Genomic DNA, 22,834 nt, shown 5'->3' with positions numbered 1-22,834 from the left:
TTTGTATCGGGCTATGTTTTCTAACGAACAAATAAGAAAACATTATAGTATACAGGAGGTGGACACCTTAGTTTTTTAACTAAGGGGATTCATTGGAAATATTTAATTTAGTCATGGTTGCGATTTTAATCGCATTTACTGGATTTTTCGTAGCAGCAGAGTTTGCGATTGTTAAGATACGTTCAAGTCGCATTGATCAGCTTGTTGCGGAAGGGAAACGCGGTGCGTTAGCAGCGAAAAAGGTAACAACAAATTTAGATGAATATTTATCTGCTTGTCAATTAGGTATTACAGTTACAGCGATGGGATTAGGTTGGTTAGGTGAACCGACAATCGAAAAGTTATTACACCCGTTATTTGAGAAATGGAACGTAAATCCTTCTATCTCATCAGTATTAACTTTTGGTCTTGCTTTTATGCTAATGACATATTTACACGTTGTAGTAGGGGAATTAGCTCCGAAAACGCTGGCAATTCAAAAGGCTGAAAAAGTAACGTTGTTATTGGCAACTCCGTTAATGATGTTCTATAAAATCATGTATCCATTTATTTGGGTATTGAACGGTTCAGCTCGTGTTATAACTGGTTTATTCGGTTTGAAACCAGCTTCTGAACATGAAGTAGCTCATACAGAAGAAGAATTACGTCTTATTCTTTCAGATAGCTATGAAAGTGGCGAAATTAATCAAGCTGAATACAAGTATGTAAATAATATCTTTGAATTTGATAATCGCATCGCGAAAGAGATAATGGTACCGCGTACAGAAATCGTTGGTTTCTATCTTGAAGATTCAGTAGAAGAACACATGAAAGTAATCCAAAATGAACGATACACACGTTATCCGATTTTTGGAGAAGATAAAGATGATATTATCGGTATGGTCAACGTAAAAGATTTCTTTATTCGATATATGAACAACGATCAAGAAGATTTATCATCGATTCGCACGTATATGCGTCCGATTATTGAAGTTATGGAAACGACTCCAATTCATGATTTATTACTGCAAATGCAGAAGAAGCGAATTCCAATGGCTGTTTTATATGATGAGTACGGAGGAACAGCTGGAATTGTAACGCTTGAAGATATATTGGAGGAAATCGTCGGCGAAATTCGTGATGAATATGATGAAGATGAAGCACCACCAATTCAACATGTGAACGAGTATCATAAAATTGTTGATGGAAAAGTGCTTATCTCAGAAGTAAAAGATTTGTTTGGATTACACATTGAAGAAGACGATGTGGATACAATCGGTGGATGGATTATGATGCAAAATCATGAAATCGAAGAAGGACAATACGTTGAAGCAGAAGGCTATGAATTTAAAGTGTTAGAAAAAGATGCTTATCAAATTAAACGTGTTGAAATTCAAAAAATGGATCATGAACAAGAACAAGAGAAAGCAGCAACTGTGTAAGTTGCTGCTTTTCTTCTGACACATAATAAAATGTGAAATTAGGAGCGGATATTTTGATTCAAGTAGCCTTACGTGTATATCGATTACAATTGTATACGATCTTTAGTGGTTTACTACTAATGTGGGCGGTTACTCCGTTTGGGAAACAAGTGACAGGGTTCGGTATCGGTTTAGCAGTTAGCGCATATTGTCTTTGGCTATTAGCTCGCAGAGTGGAGAAATTAGGAAGAAGTATCGTGATGAAAGAAAAGGCTCCTGGATTAGGAGTTCTAAACCGATTTGCGGCCGCAATATTAGGGGCTATCATTATGTTTGAAATTGAGCATGAAATGGAAATGTGGGCATTTGGTACTGGAATATTGGGTGGACACTTTTTAATGATTGCGAATTTAGCCTATGCAAATATGCAGCTAGTAAAAGAAGAAGAGAAGCAAAAGGAAAATGCTTCGAAAAACATAGAACTCTGATGAAAGGGACCTAATGGGGTTCCTTTTTTGCGTTTAAAAATAAATGATATAATACGAATGATTTACTGGTACTTATCGAATTTATGCCAAACATAATACGCTTATTTTTGGGGCATTTCAATAGTATGAAAAAAAATTAAAAAAAATTAAAAAAAATTAAAAAACCCATCGATTTCTAAAGCTTATGTATGTTATCATGACAAAAGAATTTGCGAAAGAGGTGGATACCAATGTTACAAGCTTTACTTATTTTTGTGCTTCAAATTATTTACGTTCCAACTTTAACAATCCGTACGATTTTGCTTGTAAAGAATCAAACAAGATCCGCTGCAGGTGTAGGATTGTTAGAAGGAGCAATTTATATTGTCAGTTTAGGTATTGTGTTTCAAGATTTATCAAATTGGATGAACATTGTTGCCTATGTCATCGGCTTTAGTGCGGGACTATTATTAGGCGGTTATATAGAAAATAAATTAGCAATTGGATATATTACGTATCAAGTTAGTTTACTAGACCGTTGTAATGAATTAGTAAATGAATTACGCCATTTTGGATTTGGCGTTACAGTATTTGAAGGTGAAGGAATAAATTCTATACGTTATCGCTTAGATATCGTTGCAAAGCGTTCTAGAGAAAAAGAACTGTTAGAAATTATTAATGAAATTGCACCGAAAGCGTTTATGTCTTCTTATGAAATCCGTTCGTTTAAAGGTGGATATTTAACGAAGGCGATGAAAAAGAGAGCATTGTTGAAGAAGAAGAAAGATGAACATGCATCGTAAAGAAAAGGGAGTAGTGCAGCTTTAAAAGCACGGCATAATCCCCATAGAAAAAAGAGAGGAATCTATATTGAAAAAGATTCCTCTCTTTTTTTCTGCGTTATTTTTTTCTGCTTTTTCTCAGATTAACAATTAACCATACAACTTGAATAATTAGTGGTAATATAAATGCAATTAATAAAACGATAAATGCTATTAATTTCAGCTCAGGTGTTTGAGTAACGCCGGTCCCATCAACCTCTCTTAGCCAAATGATAGCTGCCAATGTCCCGAAAGTTATAATCCAAAATATGTTACCAATCCACCAAAAAATCCATCGTCTTTTCATATTAGCACCTCTTATATTTACCCTCTGTTAAAAGTATATTTTCGGTTGTTATATTTAAATGAAATAACTATAAAACTACTTTTTTTCAACTGTATATCTAACTTGTTTAAAGGTTGCCATGTCTCCATCTTCGTTATCATCTTTCGTTTGCAAAAGTTGAACTCTTGGCTTGTAGTCCGTCCTATGAGCGTGCTCGATATCTTTAATGTTAAGTTTGTAGGATTCACCATTATTTATTTTTTGTTCCAATACTTTTTTATTGGCAACATAAATAAAAGTTACTTTATTTTCATCAATACCTTCAGTCTTAATTTCTAATTCATTATCTTTTGTTGTAATCGTTGGTGTTAATAATTCAATACTGCCGTTTGCAGTTTCTAAAGAATTTCCTTCTATAGTGTAACATCCAGATAATGTGATTCCGATGAATAGAAGAACAATTAATTTCTTTTTCATAAGCTCCTCCGATTTCAAAAAATTTTGATTTGTTCATTTCTAGAAAATTAGTGTGGAACATAGATGAATAGCTATTAATCTCTTTAAATTATACCATAATATGTAAAATGAATGTAGGTATATATGTTTTAGAAGGTAGCATCAAAATTTTTTCTTTTACATCGTTAGGGGATAAGAAGTCTTGTATATAAATCATTCACATAATGTACTAAATGTGCATAAAATACGTGGAATAGTTATGTCTTTATTAGCAAGGTATCAATAAGAATTAGGACAGCTTTTTATAATACATTTGGCCTAATGAAATATTTTTTGATTGAGATATATAAGATGGTAAGTGAGACGGGAGTGATAATGTTTGGCAGCAACAATATCGGGAATTGTATTTAATGATTTAAATCACAATGGTCAATTTGATCCTGGAGAGCCAGGAATACCTAATGTTTTTGTTGTTTTATTTAGCAGTACGGCAGCAACATGTATAACTACCCAAACAGATATAAATGGAAATTATAGTTTTACTGTCACTGCGGCAGGAACTTATACTGTATATGAACCTGTCGCTAATCCAGGTGATACTTGCCCACCTACAAATTTCACTCAACCTGATGGATTTACTATGTCAAATGGACCGAGAAAACTAACAATTACAGTTACCGCAGCTCAAATTAATAATGGTGCAACAATTGCGAATCAAAATTTTAGCCACGATACTGTTAATAATCCTTTAGATTGTACGACAACTATGATTCAGTTTGCAGGTACCCCATCTATTTGGTATAACATCAATGTTGTCACTGGTGCAACATTGATTCAAGGAACGGTAAATCCCCCTGTAAATATAAATGCTATTGCATATAATACTTTGGATAATTATATTTATGGATATGATCAATTAAATAATAACATTGTACGTGTAGATAACAATGGAAATGTAACAGCTCTATTTCCTCTACCGACAGGATTACCTGTGGATAATTATAACGTTGGAGCTTTTGATCTTAATGGATTTCTATATATTTCTGTAAATGATATTGCAAGATTCTATGTAATTGATTTGCGTCCAAATTCTGCAACATTTATGAAACTAGTTAATCCAGCGACTGGATATACAGAACAAACTAGTAATTTTGGCGTTGGTTTAAGTACAACACTAAACGTAAGTGATTGGGTATATAATCCGTCAGATAATTTTTTATACGGCATAACACCTACCGGTATCGCTATAAGGGTAAGCCCCACGACAGGACAAATTACAAATTTAACGACAACACCTCATAATACGGGGCCTTTTGGGGCAATTGCGTTGGACTCGAATGGTATAATCTATGCGATTGCTAATCCAACCGGTAATATATACCGATATATTATCGCTGGTAATACCGCAACCGCCGCATTATTTTCTAGCACCGTTACAACCTCATTTAATGATGCAACTATGTGTCTACTAGCTGAAATTAACGTAGATTTTGGTGACGCTCCAAATACTGCTCCGGGTAACGGACCAGATAATTATTCTACGTTACTAGCTAATAATGGACCACGTCACGGAATTGTAAATGAACTAGTATTAGGGACAAAAGTTACAGCGGAAACAGATGCTTATCAAAATCCCACAGCAACAGGTGACGATATTTCAAAAGGTATTCAAGATGACGGCTTAACGGTTCCTCTTGCTACACTTTCTGTTAGTGCTACTAGTTATTCGCTAAATGTAACCGTAACGAATGAAACAGGAAGTGATGCTAATTTATATGGATGGATTGATTTTAATGAGGATGGAATATTTCAAGGGAATGAGGGAGCGATTGTTCAAGTAGTGCCTTCAGTTGCAGGGACTCAAACCGTTATCTTGAACTTCACGGTACCACCGGGTGTAACATTAACTCCTGGTCACACTTTTGTAAGACTTAGATTAACAACAGATAATCTTATTAATCAGAATGCTGGAACTCCAACATCAGTGGATACAAGGAGTGTAGGTCCTGCCTCTGACGGAGAAGTAGAAGATTATATTTTACAAGTGAATAATGTTGCTGATTTAATGGTGGTGAAAACGAATAGCCCAGTACCAGTACAGCCGGGACAGGAACTCACCTACACGATACAAGTAACGAATAATGGTCCTGATGCTGCTCAAGATGTTACGTTAACGGATGATATTCCATCTGAGATTTTAAATCCTGAGTATAGTTTAGATGGAGGAATTACTTTTCAGAGTTGGACAGGAAGTTTAAGTCTAGGAACGTTACCGACAGGTAGTTCCGTACAAATTATAATTCGAGGAACAGTTAGTCCTTCTGCTACGGGAATTATAGCGAATACTGCAACTGTTAGCAGTACAACATTCGATCCAGATTTGAGCAATAACACTGATACCTCTTTTGCTCCTATTAGTTTCTCGGCGGATATTTCTGTTGTTAAAACAGCAAGTCCGACACCTGTTGTAGCTGGTGAGCTACTCACTTATACAATAGTAGTTTCGAATGCAGGACCAAATGCAGCACAGAATGTAACGTTAACGGACGTTATACCAAGTGAAATTTTGAGTCCGGAATATTCAATAGACGGAGGGGTAACGTTTAATCCATGGCCTGGTACTCTTTCTCTAGGAACTTTGGCAAATGGTGCAACAGAAACGGTATTGATCCGAGGAACAGTAAGTACCTCTGCTACTGATTCTATCACAAACACAGCGACTGTAGATTCGACTACCCCAGACCCAGATCCAACGAATAACACCTCAACAGTTATTACTCCCGTTAATGCTTCAGCAGATGTTGCTATTATTAAAACGGCAAATCCAAACCCAGTAAGCGGTGGAAACGTACTAACTTACACGCTTTTCATATCTAATTTGGGTCCGTCAGATGCGCAGAATGTAATAGTAACAGACGCAGTGCCGAGTGTTGTTTTAAATCCGGAATATTCAACAGACGGAGGAGTAACGTTTAATCCGTGGCCTGGTACTCTTTCTTTAGGAACTTTAGTAAATGGTGCAACAGAAACGATCTTGATTCAAGGAACGGTAAGTATTTCTGCTACTGGAACTATAACAAACACAGCAACGGTAGAATCAACAACACCGGACCCAGATCCAACGAATAATACTTCAACAGTTGTTACAACAGTAAGTGAATCGGCGGATATTTCAGTGGTGAAATTGGGGAATCCAAATCCGGTGATTGCGGGGCAGGTAATCACGTATACAATTGTAGTATCAAATGCAGGTCCATCAGATGCGGAAAATGTAACGTTAACAGATGCTATACCAAGTGTTGTTTTAAATCCAGAATTTTCGATAGATGGGGGAGTAACGTTTAATCCGTGGCCAGGTTCAATCAATTTAGGTACATTGGTAAATGGCACAGCAGAAACAGTGTTGATACGAGGAACGGTAAGTGCTAATGTAACTGGATCGATAATAAACACAGCAACGGTAGAATCAACAACACCAGACCCTGACTTAACGAATAACACCTCAACTTTCGAAACACCAGTTGAAGCTTTAGCAGATATTTCAGTGGTGAAAACAGGAAGTCCAAATCCAGTACTTGCAGGAAATGTGCTGACCTACACAATTGTAGTATCGAATGCGGGACCATCAGATGCAGAAAATGTAATGCTCATAGATAAGGTGCCGAATAAGATTTTGAATCCGGAATATTCGACAGACGGAGGAGTAACGTTTAATCCATGGCCAGGTTCAATCAATTTAGGTACACTAGCAAATGGGGCTTCACAAACAATTATACTAAGGGGAACGGTAAATCCTTCAGCAACGGGATTAATTACGAACACAGCCGTAGTTAATAGTACGACGCCGGATCCAGATCCAACAAACAATATCTCTACGGAGTTTAGCGCGATAAATACGTCAGCAGATATTTCAGTAGTAAAGACAGCGAATCCGAGTCCAGTACTTGCAGGGGGGATACTCACTTATACTGTAGTAGTGTCAAATGCGGGACCAAATGATGCATTGAATGTTACGGTGATGGATGCTATACCAAGTGAACTTTTAAATCCGGAATATTCAACAGACGGAGGAATAACGTTTAATCCGTGGCCGGGTTCTATTAATATAGGTACGCTAGCAAATGGGGCTTCACAAACAATTATACTAAGGGGAACGGTAAATCCTTTGGCTACGGGGTTAATTACGAACACAGTAACTGTAGATTCAACGACCCCAGACCCAGATCCGGACAATAACACCTCAACGATCGTTACGCCGGTGAATACTGAAGCGGATATTTCTGTGACGAAGTTAGCTAATCCATCACCTGCGATTGCTGGTGAATTACTGGCTTATAGTGTAGTAGTATCAAATGCAGGCCCAAATGATGCGTTGAATGTAACGTTAACGGATGCTATACCAAGTGTGGTATTAAATCCGGAATATTCAATAGACGGAGGAGTAACGTTTAATCCATGGCCGGGTTCTATTAATATAGGTACGCTAGCAAATGGGGCTTCAATTACTTTCTTAATTCGAGGAACGGTAAGTGCCTCTGCTACGGAAACAATTAGAAACACCGCAACCGTAGATTCAACGACCCCGGATCCAGATCAAACGAATAACACAACAACGATTGATACGCCTGTGAATGCATTAGCAGATATTTCAGTGGTGAAAACAGGAAACCCGAACCCAGTAAACGCAGGTGAGATACTCACTTATACTTTAGTTGTCTCGAATTTAGGGCCGTCAGATGCAGAAGCTGTTACAGTGATAGATGCTGTATCAAGAAAAATTTCAAATCCAGAATTTTCAACAGATGGAGGGGTAACGTTTAGTCCATGGCCTGGTACTACGAATATAGGTACATTGCCAAATGGCTCTTCCGTAACGATCTTAATTCGGGGAACAGTAAAATCATCAGTTACTGGTTTCATTAGGAATACGGCAGTAGTCAGCTCGCCGACACCAGATCCAAATTTAGCAAATAACAGATCAACTATTGTTACACCAGTAACTGAGTCAGCGGATATTTCAGTAGTGAAAATAGGTCGTCCGAATCCAGTGAATGCGGGAGAGATACTCACTTATAGGTTGGTTGTAGCAAATGCAGGACCATCCGATGCTCAAAATGTTACACTCACAGATACAGTACCGAGCGAGATTTTGAATCCGGAATATTCAGTAGATGGAGGGAATACGTTCAATCCATGGCTTGGTTCTATTGTATTAGGAACATTAGCTAGCGGGTCATCAGTGACTGTCTTTATTCGAGGAATGGTAAGTTCCTCTGCTAGGGGAATCATTAGAAACACCGCAACCGTAAGTTCAACAACACCAGATCCAGATCCAACGAATAACACCTCAACTACTATGACATTAGTGACTACTTCTGCTGATATTTCTGTTGTAAAAGTGGCAAGCACAGTGCCAGTGTCGGTAGGTCAGGTACTCACATATACGATATTAGTATCGAATGCTGGCCCGTCAGATGCGGCGGCTGTAACGGTAACTGATGCAGTACCGAGAGAACTTTCGAATGTAGAATTTTCAGTAGATGGAGGAATCACGTTTAATCCATGGCTTGGTACTACGAATATAGGTGACTTACCAAAAGGTGAAACATCAATCATTTTAATAAGAGGGATATTGACTTCTGCTGCTAACGGATTTATTACGAATACTGTAACCGTAAGCTCAACGACCCCAGATCCAAATCCTGACAACAATACATCTACCGTTGTTACGCCTGTAGGTGAATCAGCAGACGTTTCAATAATAAAAACAGTGAATGCAAACACAATACCTCCAGGTGGATTCCTAACTTACACATTATTTGTATCGAATGCCGGACCATCAAGTGCGCAGAATGTCGTTGTAACAGATACGATACCGACTCAGCTCAACAATGCGGAGTTTTCAGTAGATGGAGGAATAACGTTTAGTCCGTGGACGGGGACACTAAATTTAGGAACATTGGCTAGTGGTGCCTTTGTTACTATAATTATTAGAGGATTTGTAAGTCCGAATGCAATCGGGTTTATAATAAATACGGCTACTGTAAGTAGTGACACACCTGATCCAAATCCTTCTAATAATACGTCAACGGTTATAACACCAATAGTCCCTGAGGTTATACCAGTTCGACCGTGTTTCCCGCGACATGATTGTATGAAGCACGAGCATAGAAAATGTAAATAATAATGTTAATGTGGATTAGTTTCACAAAATGGCGCATTTGCAAAGCCCCAAAAGCGGAGTCTCTTCTGAGGCTTCGCTTTTGTTTATGTGACTTATACTCGTTTTTTCGTCCTGGCAAACAACTTGTAATTTGATGACAATGTGATTCTACCAAACTTGAAAATTTTTAAAGAGATTTCGTATCTTTACATAGGTATATATTTTCTTTAGAAAGCGGTGTTGATAAAATCATTACGAATTGGATATCCAAATATATGATGAAATGTAGACAGGAGAAAGAGCTTAATACGAAGCAATCTTATTTTTATAGAAATTACAATTTTTACATATTAAAATGATGATAGGGAATAGATGAATTCATTCACTTCGGAGGTAGTTACTTGAACATTAACGAGAAGGCAATTGAAATGTTTGAACAAAATGAATATGAGGAAGCGATGGAACTGTTTCAACAAGCAGTACATGAATCTAGAGGTGTACAATCTCTCAATAATCTTGCTTGGATGTACTTTTATGAGGAAGAGAATGATGGTAAAGCTCTTGAATTAATAAAAGAAGCTGTTAAGTTGAATCCTTCCTCATACTTTCCTTATAACATCTTAGGGGAAATTTACATGAAACAAGAAAAGTGGGAAGAAGCGAAAGATGCATTACAAAAATCTATTTCGATTCAACCATCCGATGAAGCATATCACAATGTAGCTGTAGCTCATTATAATCTTGGAGAGTTGGAAAAAGCTTCGGAATTTTTCTTGCGAGTTGCAGGGGATTCAGACATTATAATGTATAACTATGTAAAATGTTTAATTGATTTAGGGCGAAAAACAGAAGCGAAAGAGAAGTTGGATGCTTTTAACAGGAAATCTGATGATTTTGTAGGAGAAATTAATGTAGCAGATTTATATGTTGAGCTGAATTGCTATAAAGAAGCAATTGAATGGTTCGAAAAGGGATACAAAGAATACTGGAAAAGTCCCAATTGGATTGGTAGATTTGTTTATGCTCTATATAAAGCTAATAATTTCTCCCGTATAAATGAAGTTATACGGGAATCTATCGAAGCGAAGACAGTAGAAATAGAAGATGTTCAGAATGAAGAAGTAGAAGGAAATTGGACAGAAAACGATAAGAAAGAGTTAATTGAGGAATATATAGAAGAGAATAATTGTTATAAAAAAATGATAGAACATATCAAATCTGGATATGTTCCAGGGTTAGAATTTGAAACGGACTATATAGGGGCTTGCTATTTATTTGGTTGTAAAAGACATAATCATTTTGAATATGAAAAATAAAAAGATTCGACTGTCAAACATGATGGTCGAATTTTTTTATTATAGGCTGCTTGTCTAAAGGTACCATCACAATTGTAATGTGTTAAAGATGTTTCGTCTCATTACATAGGTATATATCCTCTTTAGAGATCCCTTTTTTAATATTTAAAATATGTAGTGAAATAAAACCAATAAGTCCTATTCCGCCGAAAATAAGCCATGGTGTATACATTCCGTTTAAGTTGGATGTAAAAGATGTACCGGTATAATTACCGATGATAAAACCAAATGCGAGTGATAGTTGATAGAATCCGAAGTAAGTAGCTGTATATGATTCGTTACTGTAATTTGCAATAGCGATATCAGCGTTAGGTAATACGAGTGTTTCACCGATTGTAAATAAAATTACACAAATGAATAGCCAATATGGGTGTTGAAATAAAGGAATGAGTAAAAAGGAAATACTCATTAATAAAACACCGTATTTAATAATTGAAAGTGTGTTGTATTTGTGAAATAGTTTTCGGAATAAAACCATAAATATGACGCCTGTTATTGCATTCATCGTAATAACTAGTGTAGCAAGCTGGTTGCTATTACTAATGTTTTTCATATGAAGTGGAAGTGCGACGGTAAGCTGAGTAAACATAATATAGAAGAAAATCATAATAAATGAAAACAAAAGGAAAGATTTGTTTTGTAAGATAGCCTGTAGCCCTAATGTAATAGACGTGTTTTCAGTAGTGACTTGGAAGTGATTTTTAAGTAAGTAAAAGATAAAAGCGAATAACAGCATAAGAGATCCTGTTAGAGAAAAAGCATAGATTGGATCGAGTAAGAGTAAGAACCCTCCTGCAATTGGTCCGATTATTGCTCCGCAATTAAAACTAAGGTTTAAATATGTAAATAAATTTTTTCTCATATGAGCTGGTTGTGAGCCGAATATGGCGCGCGCAGCAGGTTCGTAAAATGCAGTTCCGAAGCCAATAAGTGCAGAAGAAATAGAAATTGTATAGAAATCAGAGCATATTCCTAAAGCGATAAATCCGATTCCTCTTAAAAATAATCCGGCTATCATCATAATGATATAGCCTATTTTGTCAGCAATTAATCCTGAGAATAATGGGATAACTCGTGATGTGATTGTCATAACCGTCAACACTGTTCCTACTTGAACAGCAGAAAAATGAAGAAAGCTTAATAGATAAATAGCTAAAAATGCGTATACTGCAAAGTACCCAAAAGACATAAAAAATGAAGAAATAAGCATGAAACGTATCGGTATTGAGAAACTTTTCATAGAACTCCTCCTAATATTGTAACCAGTAAAATTATTTAGTGGTTAACTATTTTATATTATAATTATACATAAAGTCAGAAAAAAGTAAATTTTAAGAAGAAGGTGGATGGAATTGAATCAAAATGCACCAAATGAATTAGAATATATTCGGGAATTTTTAAATACATGGAAAATACCAAACGATACGAGAGAGCCAATTGATATGCTGCAAACAGAAGAGGATATCATGCTCTTTATGAAAGAATATTTTCATGAAGAGGTTCCATTTCATACGATAGAGGAATTAAAAAGTTTTCGAGAAGATATTCGGTTAACGGTTGAAGGCGAAGGATCATTGCAAAAGTGGTTAGAGAAATACCCATTTCATGTACATGTAAAGGAAGATATGAAAGGTATTACATATGAGCCTGTGCACGAAGAGAATGTATATACAAAAGTATTAAGCGTTGTGTTAATGTCAATTCAAGAAAATTTGTGGGGGAGGTTAAAAGCATGCCCAGATTGTCGCTGGGTATTTTATGATCATTCGCGAAATGGAAGTAAAAGATGGTGCGGTATGTATGCTGGAGAAGAAGGAGGAAGAGCGTGCGGAACGATCGCGAAAGTGAAAAATTACCGGGCGAAGAGAAAAGGGAGATCGGGTTATAATGTTTAATTTATATTAGGGGAAGAAAATTGGATGGGGGAATGTAGAATATGAAAGGTACACAAATGTTAGCTTTAAATAAAAAGTGTTGGGATACAGTTGCACCTTATTTCTTTCAAGTGGATTGTTTACCGAAATATGGTCCATATACAGCGTCTGAAGATGATATTCACTTGTTCGATTCAATCAGAAATAAAAAGGTTCTTGATATTGGATGTGGAAGTGGGCATTCGTTGCAATATATGGCAGAACATGGGGCAGAGGAAGTATGGGGTCTTGATCTTTCAAGTGAACAAATTAAAACAGCGAATGAAACGTTAAAGTGTTGCAATCCAAAGTTAATATGTGGAGCAATGGAAGAGGAAGTGGATATTCCGAAAGGGTATTTTGATATTGTATATTCCATTTATGCATTAGGTTGGACTTCAGATTTAAGAAAAACTTTGGAACTGATTCATTCATATGTAAAGCCAGGAGGAAGCTTTGTTTTTAGTTGGGAGCATCCGGTATATTCAAATTTACAGTATGGTACAGAAGAAATTGCTTTAAAGTCTTCTTATCATGAGGAAACTCCTATTACGTTTGAAACATTTAAAGGAGAAAATGTACAAGCGACATTATATAAGAGAAAAATAAGTACATACATAAATGAGTTAAATAGAGTGGGATTTACAATTGAGAGAATAGAAGAGCCTGAACCATCTAGCTCATTTGATGAAGAACTAGCTGAGCCGTCTACGAAATATTATTCTTTATATAAAGCTAGAATGGTGCCAACGACTTTTATTATTAAGGTGAGAAAGTAAAGTGCTTTATAAAAAGAAGCCTATCATTTCAAATAAATGAAATGATAGGCTTCTTTATTTTTTAAAAAATGAGGTCAAAGATGTACTTTTCATATAAAAATGCATTTCATATAAAAAGTGTAATTATTTTGGGGAAGGGGGATTGTTGTGCGTCATCATAGAAAGTGCAAAAAATTTGGAGTGGCACTGCCTCTTCCGCTTGAAGGAGCAACTGGCCCTACTGGTAACAGTGGTCCAACAGGTCCAACTGGAGGGCATGAAGGTCCGGTCGGGCCTCCGGGAATCACTGGACCTAGAGGCGCAACTGGTCCACAAGGTCCTCAAGGTATTCAAGGAATCCAAGGTCCGCGAGGGACAACAGGAGCTCAAGGAATACAAGGTGCCGTTGGTGATACTGGAGAGCAAGGTGTAACAGGTCCAGTTGGTTTGCAAGGTCCTCAAGGATTAATTGGAGAGCAAGGTCCAGTTGGTGATATTGGATTACAAGGACTAGAAGGTATACAAGGGATTACAGGACCTACTGGTAGTCAAGGGCTACAAGGTCCCCAAGGAATACAAGGAGAGACAGGAGAGCAAGGACAAACTGGCGCACAAGGAATACAAGGAGAAATGGGGGGGACTGGGATATCAGGTGTAACAGGTCCTCAAGGTCCCCAAGGAGCGCAAGGAATACAAGGAGAGGATGGAACTACAGGCATACAAGGAGAAGAAGGCCCGCAAGGAATACAAGGAATTACTGGAGGGCAAGGACCACAAGGTGATCAAGGGCTACAAGGTGTAACTGGCCCAACTGGTTCTACTGGAATACAAGGACCTCAAGGTATAAGTGGAATAAGGGGGCTAACAGGTGTAATAGGTCCTCAAGGTCCACAAGGTGTTCAAGGAATACAAGGAATAAATGGATCCACAGGTTTTCAAGGAGCAAAAGGAGTACGAGGGATAACAGGAGCAACAGGGAGTATTGGTACGCAAGGCCTAGAAGGACCACCGGGTGGTCCAATGGGCACTACTGGTCCAATTGGTCCATCTAGTGGAGTGACTGGTCCATCTGGCCCACCCGGTCCACCTGGTGGACCAACAGGTCCAGCGGGGGAAACTGGTGCACAAGGTGTAACAGGTGTGACTGGTGCAATAGGTATACAAGGAATACAAGGGATAACTGGTCCGAGTGGTCCTCAAGGTGTAATAGGTCCTCGAGGTTCCCAAGGTGTAGTTGGAGCAGTTGGAGTACAAGGTGCACAAGGTCCACAAGGTAACCAAGGAATAACAGGAGCAACCGGTGTAGAAGGTCCACAAGGAATACAAGGTCCAAAGGGAGAAATCGGTCCAACTGGTGCAGAAGGTCCTAAAGGTATGCAAGGAATACAAGGGGGAACTGGTCCTACAGGAGCACAAGGAATACAAGGGTTACAAGGAATAATAGGTCCCACAGGCACAACAGGAGCGGCAGGAGTCCAAGGTCCCCAAGGAATACGAGGGGAAACAGGAGCAGCTGGAGCACAAGGAATACAAGGACCTCAAGGAATACGAGGAGAAACAGGAGCAGCTGGCGTTCAAGGGATACAAGGACCTCAAGGAATACAAGGGGAAAATGGATTGACTGGTCCACAAGGTTCTCAAGGAATGCAAGGAGTTCAAGGAATAACAGGTCAGGCAGGAGCAATTGGTTTGCAAGGGTCTCAAGGAATACAAGGTATAGTAGGCCCAACAGGAGCGCAAGGCTCTCAAGGTATGCAAGGAATACAAGGAGTAACAGGTCCAACAGGTGCACAAGGAATTAGAGGTCCCCAAGGGAATTTAGGAGAAAACGGGATAACAGGTCCACAAGGAGTGCAAGGTGCGCAAGGTATTCAGGGACCCGAAGGACCACAAGGAAATGTTGGGATTACTGGTGAAACTGGAGAAACAGGCCAGGCGGGAGTAACAGGAGTAGCTGGAGCACAAGGGTTGCAAGGTGTTCAAGGAATTATGGGGATACAAGGAAGTACAGGAATGACAGGACCTATCGGTGCAACTGGAGTAACCGGAATCCAAGGTGTGCAAGGTATTCAAGGAATACAAGGCCCAACTGGAGCAAGTGGAATAACAGGGGGAAGCGGTAGTCAAGGGCCAGCTGGAGCGCAAGGTAGTCAAGGGCCGATTGGAGCTGTGGGACCTACTGGAGCCATTGGTAGTCAAGGGCCTATAGGTTTTTTAGGAATTGTAGGTGCAACAGGAGCGACTGGTTTACCTAGTGGTGGCGGTTATTTCTTTTCTACTTCAACGAGTGCAATTGCAGCGAATGCGTTAATACCAATTAATTCCGGATCTACAGTTTTTGGTTCTGAGGTCAGTTTAACAAATGCAACAACTGTAACGTTAAGTACGCCGGGAATATATTTAGTCAGCTATTATTTTCAAGGTGATCCAACTGCTGGAAATGAAACGATTTCCGTGAGGCTTACGTTAAATGGTACGCAAGTCGCAGGGAGTTTTATTTTTTACGTCACGGCAGGTTTTGTATTAGAACCAGCGATTTCTAATACGATGGTCATTAATGTTGCTTCTTCAAATGCTACTTTATCTTTGCAAAATGGTCCATTAGCTATTGGTCATGTAACAACATTATCTGGTGTGATAACAGCTAGTTTAAATGTATTAAAAATAGTTTGATATGTTATAACGGGGGGAGATGCTTGTGAAGGAGCAAGATAAGTGTAGTAAGTTTCAAGCACCTATTCCTTTTCTGCCTTCAGGTATTACGGGACCAACTGGTCCAACCGGTCCGACAGGTTCTTTAGGTGGACCGACTGGACCGCAAGGAATACAAGGCGTTCAAGGGCCAATTGGTCCAACTGGTCCGGCCGGAATTCAAGGAGTGCAAGGGGTGCAGGGAGAAATCGGTCCAATAGGCCCAACAGGTTTAACTGGGCCACGAGGTTCTCAAGGGAGCCAAGGACTGATGGGGGAACAAGGTCCACAGGGAATTCAAGGTGTTCAAGGTATACAAGGAGAAAGGGGGCCAGCCGGTCCAACCGGAATTCAAGGAATCCAAGGAATACCTGGTCCAATGGGAGAAACAGGTCTAACAGGAATACAAGGCATTCAAGGTATGCAAGGTGAAATCGGGCAGGCGGGTCCAACAGGAATACAAGGTATACAAGGAGTGCAAGGCGAATTAGGTCCGACTGGTCCAACAGGAAATACTGGTATACAAGGTATGCAAGGGGATTTAGGGAGTAGTGGTTTACAAGGTGTAACAGGTATACAAGGTATTCAGGGTCCGATTGGTCCAACCGGTCCAACAGGCTCTCAAGGAATTCAAGGGGAACAAGGGCCAATGGGACCAACAGGAGCAACTGGCGTTCAAGGTTTACAAGGGTCACAAGGTGAGATGGGTCTAACTGGTCCAACAGGTTCTCAGGGGATACAAGGAGTGCAAGGTGTAATAGGCCCAACAGGAGTAACGGGCTTGCAAGGGGATCCAGGTCCAACAGGCTCAACAGGCTCAACTGGGGGAATCGGCCCAACTGGATCTGCAACCGGTCCAACAGGAGCAACCGGTCCAACCGGTCCGCCAGGAGGCCCAACCGGCCCAACTGGTCCAGCAGGATCTCCAGGAGGTCCAACTGGTCCGACGGGAGCAACTGGGGCAACCGGAGTGACAGGAGCAACTGGGACGACTGGAATCCAAGGCGTACAAGGAGTGATTGGCCCAACCGGAGTAACTGGTTTAACAGGTTTGCAAGGAGTACAGGGACCGATGGGGGCAACTGGTCCAACGGGTGACCAAGGCATTCAAGGTCCGCAAGGAGTAATGGGAGTAACCGGTCCAACTGGATTACAGGGTTTACAAGGAGTACAAGGACCGATAGGAGCAACAGGCCAGGCTGGTCCACAAGGAGTGCAAGGGGCACAAGGTCCAATTGGTCCAACAGGCCCGCAAGGAATACAAGGAATACAAGGTGAGCAAGGGGTAATGGGAGCAACCGGACCAACAGGTTTACAGGGTCTACAAGGAATGCAAGGTCAGATTGGTCCAACCGGTCCACAAGGAGTGCAAGGGATACAAGGGCCAAGTGGTATAACGGGTCCAACCGGTCCTCAAGGAATTCAAGGGATTCAGGGCCCGCAAGGAAGCATAGGTCCAACAGGTTCACAAGGAATACAAGGCGTACAAGGTCCAGAAGGTTCAACAGGTCCAACCGGTGCAACCGGACCTCAAGGAATTCAGGGAATACAAGGGATACAAGGCCCAACAGGTCCACAGGGCATTCAAGGTATACAAGGAATTCAAGGTCCGATTGGTCTAACAGGCCCAACTGGACCTCAAGGTATACAAGGAATAACCGGATCAACAGGTTCAACAGGTCCAACAGGAGTGACCGGACCGACGGGAGTAACGGGTCCACAAGGTCCACAAGGAATCCAAGGTCCACAAGGGATAACGGGGCAGGCAGGAGCAACAGGCCAGGCGGGAGTAACAGGTCCACAAGGTCCACAAGGAATTCAAGGCCCACAAGGTGCCACGGGGCAGGCTGGAGCAACCGGGGCAACTGGAGTAACAGGTTCTCAAGGAATTCAAGGAGTGCAAGGTCCACAAGGAGTGACCGGATCGACTGGAGCAACTGGATCGACTGGCTCAACAGGTGCGACTGGACCGACAGGGATACAAGGAATAAGAGGAGTAACCGGTGCAACCGGTTCAACCGGAGTAACGGGTCCAACTGGTGCAACCGGTTCAACTGGATCAACCGGTCCAACTGGATCGTCTGCAATATCAGCAGGTGGCGGCTATTTCTTTTCTACATCAACAAGTACAATTGCAGCAAATGCCAACATTCCAATTAATTCAGGATCTACTGTATATGGAACTGGTGTATCTTTAACTAGTGCTACAACTGTCACGGTATCCACACCAGGAATATATTTAGTAAGCTACTATTTTCAAGGGGACGCGAACGGTGGGAATGAGACTGTATCTGTTAGGTTACTATTAAATGGAACACAACTAACAGGGAGTTTTATACAAAACGTAACGACATCAACTGTAGTAATCGAACCAGCTATTTCAAATACACTTCTTGTGAATGTGGCGAGCGCAAATTCAACGTTAATATTACAAAATGGTCCATTAGGTGTTGGGCATGTGACCACTATTGCAGGAACAATTACGGCAAGTTTAAATGTGGTGAGGATATTATAAAGGTAGCATAGGAAATAAAAAAAACACAAGGTGTGTCAATGAAGACATTCCTTGTGTTTTTTTATTTTAAATGAACATTTTTTTATCTTTTCGGCTGAAAAATATGCTGAAAGAAGTATTTGTGATGTAAGTTATCTACAACTTTATTTGCTTGATATGTGCGGTGTTGTTCGAGTCGAAGTCTTTGCTCCATCATTTTTATTGCGTGATCTGATAAACGTAACATTGTACCAGTCTCCTTTTCTATAAATATAGTTTTCTGATTGTTATCGATTCCATATTTATAACTAAGGAGGCAAAGTGTGTAACATAGGCAAAAAGCACCTTCCTCTCCCATTACGCTTACGAGGTTAGCTGTCGGACTCGGGAAGTGAGAGTTTCCCTACTTAAAAAAGATTCGCCCCAAGTAGCATAGCTACAAAAATGGTTCCCCCGCTCCAAAATTTGGACTCAGCAAAAGGTTGTATAAAGTAAAAAATAACATAAATAAATAATTAAGTCAAACTATTTTGTGTTTTCTGTCTTTTAAGTTGCGTAAGAATCATGCCATCAGGTAGTGTTGTATCTGTTACTTCAATGAAGCTGTGTTTTTTATATAATGTGAGAGCTGGAGTATTGGCTTTACCTGTTTGTACAATGTATGTCATTGAAGACGAGAACATGTTAAATATATAAAGTAGCAGTTTCGTTGCGATTCCTTTTTGAAAAAAATCGGGCGATACAACTAATCTGTGGATATCGATTAGTTCTTCTTCTTGTATAAAAGAAATAAAGCCGACGAGTTTATTTTCAGAGAAATATCCATAGAATGTTTCATCACAATTTTGAATATCGTTTACAGTATCATATAAACGAGGTATTGCAGTACTGTTTAAAAAGTCTGCTTCAATTTTATAAGCTGGAATTTGAACATTTAAAATGGATGTTGCTACTTCATAAGAAGTGGGAAGTAATTTATGAATCATAGATAATAACGCCTCCTTTAAATATGATATATTAATATAATTGATTTGTGGGTAAGTTTGACAATTTTTTTCTTTTTTGCATATAATATATGTATCTCCATACATAAAATGTTCGTAGGTATATTTCTATAGTAGGATATGGTTAGCGTAGATAAATACGTAATCTTATATAAGAGTTTAGCTACTCTTGTATTTGATAATACAAACTATAATAGAAATGAGGGACTAAAAATGGGATGGATTATTACATTAATAGTTGGTGCTATTATAGGTATAATTGCTAGTTCTATAACGGGTAAAAATTTTCCAGCTGGTATGTTTGGAAATATAATTGCTGGTTTACTAGGAGCTTGGTTAGGTAGTAGATTATTTGGATCTTTTGGGCCATCGTTTGGTGGGATTCATGTCGTACCAGCATTATTAGGTGCAATTGTGTTAATTCTTATTGTATCATTTGTAGTAAAAGCTGCAAGGAAATAAAGGCTATTATTAATTATTTCATAAAGCCCTTTTTAGGGCTTTTCCTAATTAGAGAGGTGGTACACTTGGAGAAAGTAAATATAAGAAAAAGAGATAAGTTGAAAAAGTTTTTTAAAGAACAAAATTATTTAGCTGTACTACTTGGATTCGCGTTGCTGTTTGTAAATATATTATTACTTACAAAAATATCATTCGTTTTTACACCGTTCGTCGTATTTTTAAAAACAATCTTTTTCCCAGTATTATTAGCGGGAGTACTATTTTATATATTGCATCCATTCGTTTCTCTTTTAGAAAGAAAAGGTGTGTCGAGAATTGTGTCAATTGCCTCGATATATATAATTGTTCTTGGATTATTTGTTTTTCTTGCGGTCACGGTTATTCCAATTATTAAAGATCAAGTAAATGCTTTAATAGATAACTTACCATATTTCGGGCATGAAATCGAAAGGGCAGCACGTAAATTTGGAGAAAGTAATGTAATTGGTAGAATGCAGGAAAGTTTAAATATTGATTTTGCTAATATCGTAAAAGATTCTACAATGAACTTTACAAAATCATTATCATCAGTAACAGGAAATGTAACTGGATTTTTAAGTACAATTACTGAAGTTGTTTTAACATTTGTAATGGTTCCATTTATTTTGTTCTATCTTTTAAAAGATGGTGAGCAATTACCGAATCATTTTTTAAAGTTTATATCTGAGCAAAGACAACCAGCTGCGAAGAGAATACTAGATGATATGCATTATGCGATTAGTTCGTATATTAGAGGACAAATTATTGTTAGTTTATTTATCGGTATTATGCTATTCATTGGTTATCTAATAATCGGCATTAAATACGCTGTATTACTTGCTATTTTGGCGATGATTGTAAACATTGTTCCGTATGTAGGGCCAATTATCGCTATAACGCCAGCGTTAATTATCGCTTTTATTGACTCGCCAGCAATGATTTTAAAAGTAATTATTGTCATGATGGTTGTACAATTAGCAGAGGGGAAATTTATTTCACCACAAGTAATGGGCAAAAAGTTAGACATTCATCCAATTACTATCATTTTTATTATTTTAACGGCCGGAAATTTATTTGGAATTATGGGGATTATTTTAGCAATTCCAGGATATGCGATATTAAAAGTGTTAGTTACGCATAGTTATAGATTTGTTAAGTTGAATACGTGAAAAAAGAGCTAAAACAGATAAAACTGTTTTAGCTCTTTTTCATTAACAATTGATTTACGTATTGGCGTGCCCATTGATCAGCTTCTAATATAGCATCGAGTGAAGGATCTTTTACGTTATGATGAGCTTCAATTGTATTGTAAATTGTTTTTTCGATATCGAAAAATGCAATTTCATTTTTAAGAAATAGTGCATTTGCAATTTCGTTCGCTGCATTTAATACGGCTGGAGTTGTACCACCAATTTTTCCACATTCAAATGCATATTGTAGACAGGGGAACTTCTCTAAATTTGGTTTTTCAAAATGCAAACTACCAATTTCTAATAAATTTAATTTTTCATAGGATGAAGGTAGTCGAGTAGGGTAGTGAAACGCATATTGAATCGGCATTCTCATATCAGGAGCACCGAGCTGTGCCATGACTGATCCATCAATAAATTCCACTAAAGAGTGAATGATACTTTCTTTATGAATCATAACATCAATTTTTTCATAAGGAATATCGAATAGCCACTTAGCTTCCATCACTTCAAACCCTTTATTCATTAACGTGGCAGAATCTATCGTTAGTTTTGCGCCCATTAACCAGTTTGGGTGTTTTAAAGCATCCTTGGCTTGTAATGTTTTCATTTCTTCACGTGTTTTATCACGAAAAGCGCCGCCAGAAGCTGTAACAATTAATTTTTCGATTTCCTTATTATTTTCCCCATTTAAACATTGGAAAATAGCTGAATGTTCACTATCAACTGGAATTAGGCGGCATCCGTTTTGTTTCGCTAGTTCGGTGACGATATGCCCAGCCGCAACTAAAGTTTCTTTGTTAGCGATAGCGATATCTTTCTTCGCCTTTAGTGCTTCAATTGTTGGGAGTAAACCTGAAACACCGACAACTGAACTTAATACAAGATTTGTATCAGGATAGGTAGATACTTCAATTAAACCATCAGTTCCATATGTAATTTTTGTATTTGTTGAAATACGAGAACGTAATGTGTCCGCTAATTCTTTTGTCGCTACGCTTACAATACGAGGCTGAAAAGATTCGATTTGTTTTTCGAGAAGATCGATATTATAATTTGCGGTTAAACCGACGATTTTAAAATGTTCAGGATGAGCGGAAACGACATCTAATGCAGATGTGCCAATGGATCCTGTTGAACCTAAAATGGATATATATTTTACCATGAAAAAACCTCCAAAGTTGTTTCGAGTATTTCTGCAAACCTATATATTATTAGACAATTAAGGTAGAAATTCCTGCTATATAAAACAGAAAATTAGGGTTTAATTGGAAAGGGAATGTGATAAACTGTAAAAAATAACTAAAAAGCAATGAAAGAGAAGAGTACATATTCGAAACTTTTCAGAGAGCTGAT

Annotated in this window: 17 protein-coding genes, 1 riboswitch and 1 other annotated feature (1 of these 19 cut by a window edge); of the genes, 11 read left to right on the top strand and 6 right to left on the bottom strand. The window is 38.6% G+C overall.

The features are described from left to right. The first annotated feature begins 92 nt into the window (after window positions 1-92). From MR155_RS20880 to MR155_RS20870, 3 genes are all read left to right on the top strand, one after another. Window positions 93-1,421 (top strand): hemolysin family protein, encoded by a 1,329-nt coding sequence (locus tag MR155_RS20880; RefSeq protein ID WP_044443291.1) that lies wholly within the window; start codon window positions 93-95, stop codon window positions 1,419-1,421. A 53-nt stretch (window positions 1,422-1,474) separates the two neighbouring features. After that, window positions 1,475-1,888 (top strand): ATP synthase subunit I, encoded by a 414-nt coding sequence (locus MR155_RS20875; RefSeq protein ID WP_002084378.1) that lies wholly within the window; start codon window positions 1,475-1,477, stop codon window positions 1,886-1,888. Window positions 1,889-2,118: 230 nt separating this feature from the next. After that, the gene (locus tag MR155_RS20870; protein ID WP_002014015.1) at window positions 2,119-2,670 is read left to right on the top strand and encodes a DUF2179 domain-containing protein; all 552 of its coding nucleotides are present in this window, start codon (window positions 2,119-2,121) and stop codon (window positions 2,668-2,670) included. Between the two features lie 97 nt (window positions 2,671-2,767). Here MR155_RS20870 and MR155_RS20865 read toward each other — a convergent pair whose 3' ends face one another. After that, on the bottom strand, window positions 2,768-2,995 hold the full coding sequence (locus MR155_RS20865; RefSeq protein ID WP_242310984.1) for a DUF3923 family protein: 228 nt from the start codon (window positions 2,993-2,995) through the stop codon (window positions 2,768-2,770). Between the two features lie 75 nt (window positions 2,996-3,070). Continuing rightward, window positions 3,071-3,451, bottom strand: a complete 381-nt coding sequence (locus MR155_RS20860; RefSeq protein ID WP_242310983.1) for a hypothetical protein — start codon at window positions 3,449-3,451, stop codon at window positions 3,071-3,073. 358 nt (window positions 3,452-3,809) lie between these two features. Between MR155_RS20860 and MR155_RS20855 the strand changes: the two genes are divergently transcribed. Next, the gene (locus MR155_RS20855) at window positions 3,810-9,614 is read left to right on the top strand and encodes a DUF7507 domain-containing protein (RefSeq protein WP_242310982.1); all 5,805 of its coding nucleotides are present in this window, start codon (window positions 3,810-3,812) and stop codon (window positions 9,612-9,614) included. A gap of 380 nt (window positions 9,615-9,994) precedes the next feature. Further along, window positions 9,995-10,909, top strand: a complete 915-nt coding sequence (locus MR155_RS20850; protein WP_242310981.1) for a tetratricopeptide repeat protein — start codon at window positions 9,995-9,997, stop codon at window positions 10,907-10,909. Window positions 10,910-10,991: 82 nt separating this feature from the next. Here MR155_RS20850 and MR155_RS20845 read toward each other — a convergent pair whose 3' ends face one another. Continuing rightward, window positions 10,992-12,188, bottom strand: a complete 1,197-nt coding sequence (locus MR155_RS20845; RefSeq protein WP_242310980.1) for an MDR family MFS transporter — start codon at window positions 12,186-12,188, stop codon at window positions 10,992-10,994. A 112-nt stretch (window positions 12,189-12,300) separates the two neighbouring features. Here MR155_RS20845 and MR155_RS20840 point away from each other — a divergent pair, with 112 nt between their 5' ends. From MR155_RS20840 to MR155_RS20825, 4 genes are all read left to right on the top strand, one after another. Further along, complete coding sequence (locus MR155_RS20840) at window positions 12,301-12,843, top strand: CGNR zinc finger domain-containing protein (RefSeq protein ID WP_242310979.1); 543 nt, start codon at window positions 12,301-12,303, stop codon at window positions 12,841-12,843. 41 nt (window positions 12,844-12,884) lie between these two features. Beyond that, window positions 12,885-13,640, top strand: a complete 756-nt coding sequence (locus MR155_RS20835) for a class I SAM-dependent methyltransferase (protein ID WP_219303169.1) — start codon at window positions 12,885-12,887, stop codon at window positions 13,638-13,640. Window positions 13,641-13,787: 147 nt separating this feature from the next. Then, complete coding sequence (locus tag MR155_RS20830; RefSeq protein WP_242310978.1) at window positions 13,788-16,292, top strand: BclA C-terminal domain-containing protein; 2,505 nt, start codon at window positions 13,788-13,790, stop codon at window positions 16,290-16,292. Window positions 16,293-16,311: 19 nt separating this feature from the next. After that, on the top strand, window positions 16,312-18,825 hold the full coding sequence (locus MR155_RS20825; RefSeq protein ID WP_242310977.1) for a BC_3345 family exosporium-associated protein: 2,514 nt from the start codon (window positions 16,312-16,314) through the stop codon (window positions 18,823-18,825). 82 nt (window positions 18,826-18,907) lie between these two features. Here MR155_RS20825 and MR155_RS20820 read toward each other — a convergent pair whose 3' ends face one another. Both MR155_RS20820 and MR155_RS20815 read right to left on the bottom strand, forming a co-directional pair. Further along, complete coding sequence (locus MR155_RS20820) at window positions 18,908-19,051, bottom strand: hypothetical protein (RefSeq protein WP_000945246.1); 144 nt, start codon at window positions 19,049-19,051, stop codon at window positions 18,908-18,910. Between the two features lie 97 nt (window positions 19,052-19,148). Further along, window positions 19,149-19,291: riboswitch (cyclic di-AMP (ydaO/yuaA leader) on the bottom strand. Between the two features lie 28 nt (window positions 19,292-19,319). Then, entirely contained in the window at window positions 19,320-19,790 is a 471-nt protein-coding gene (locus tag MR155_RS20815; protein WP_113935943.1) for a GNAT family N-acetyltransferase, read from the bottom strand. 231 nt (window positions 19,791-20,021) lie between these two features. On the opposite strand from MR155_RS20815, the gene MR155_RS20810 reads away from it, so the two are divergent. After that, a complete protein-coding gene (locus tag MR155_RS20810; protein ID WP_002033357.1) occupies window positions 20,022-20,270 on the top strand; it encodes a GlsB/YeaQ/YmgE family stress response membrane protein in 249 nt (82 codons plus the stop codon). Between the two features lie 65 nt (window positions 20,271-20,335). Beyond that, complete coding sequence (locus MR155_RS20805; RefSeq protein ID WP_201065059.1) at window positions 20,336-21,457, top strand: AI-2E family transporter; 1,122 nt, start codon at window positions 20,336-20,338, stop codon at window positions 21,455-21,457. A gap of 28 nt (window positions 21,458-21,485) precedes the next feature. Here the strand turns inward: MR155_RS20805 and MR155_RS20800 are convergent, their stop codons facing one another. After that, the gene (locus MR155_RS20800) at window positions 21,486-22,643 is read right to left on the bottom strand and encodes a 1-deoxy-D-xylulose-5-phosphate reductoisomerase (protein WP_242310976.1); all 1,158 of its coding nucleotides are present in this window, start codon (window positions 22,641-22,643) and stop codon (window positions 21,486-21,488) included. Window positions 22,644-22,781: 138 nt separating this feature from the next. Then, window positions 22,782-22,834, top strand: a binding site (T-box leader) (it continues 155 nt past the right edge of the window).

The sequence above is a fragment of the Bacillus cereus group sp. BfR-BA-01331 genome (assembly GCF_022663915.1).
Taxonomy (GTDB): Bacteria; Bacillota; Bacilli; order Bacillales; family Bacillaceae_G; genus Bacillus_A; species Bacillus_A mycoides.
Note: the sequence above shows the minus strand (reverse complement) of the source record. Positions and strands in the feature narration are given on the sequence as shown.

What these genes read in the sequence shown, in the direction of transcription:
- MR155_RS20870 (WP_002014015.1), top strand. Translation starts at nt 2,119, where the DNA reads ATGTTACAAGCTTTACTTATTTTTGTGCTTCAAATTATTTACGTTCCA.
- MR155_RS20865 (WP_242310984.1), bottom strand. Translation starts at nt 2,995, where the DNA reads ATGAAAAGACGATGGATTTTTTGGTGGATTGGTAACATATTTTGGATT.
- MR155_RS20860 (WP_242310983.1), bottom strand. Translation starts at nt 3,451, where the DNA reads ATGAAAAAGAAATTAATTGTTCTTCTATTCATCGGAATCACATTATCT.
- MR155_RS20845 (WP_242310980.1), bottom strand. Translation starts at nt 12,188, where the DNA reads ATGAAAAGTTTCTCAATACCGATACGTTTCATGCTTATTTCTTCATTT.
- MR155_RS20835 (WP_219303169.1), top strand. Translation starts at nt 12,885, where the DNA reads ATGAAAGGTACACAAATGTTAGCTTTAAATAAAAAGTGTTGGGATACA.
- MR155_RS20825 (WP_242310977.1), top strand. Translation starts at nt 16,312, where the DNA reads ATGCTTGTGAAGGAGCAAGATAAGTGTAGTAAGTTTCAAGCACCTATT.
- MR155_RS20820 (WP_000945246.1), bottom strand. Translation starts at nt 19,051, where the DNA reads ATGTTACGTTTATCAGATCACGCAATAAAAATGATGGAGCAAAGACTT.
- MR155_RS20815 (WP_113935943.1), bottom strand. Translation starts at nt 19,790, where the DNA reads ATGATTCATAAATTACTTCCCACTTCTTATGAAGTAGCAACATCCATT.
- MR155_RS20810 (WP_002033357.1), top strand. Translation starts at nt 20,022, where the DNA reads ATGGGATGGATTATTACATTAATAGTTGGTGCTATTATAGGTATAATT.
- MR155_RS20800 (WP_242310976.1), bottom strand. Translation starts at nt 22,643, where the DNA reads ATGGTAAAATATATATCCATTTTAGGTTCAACAGGATCCATTGGCACA.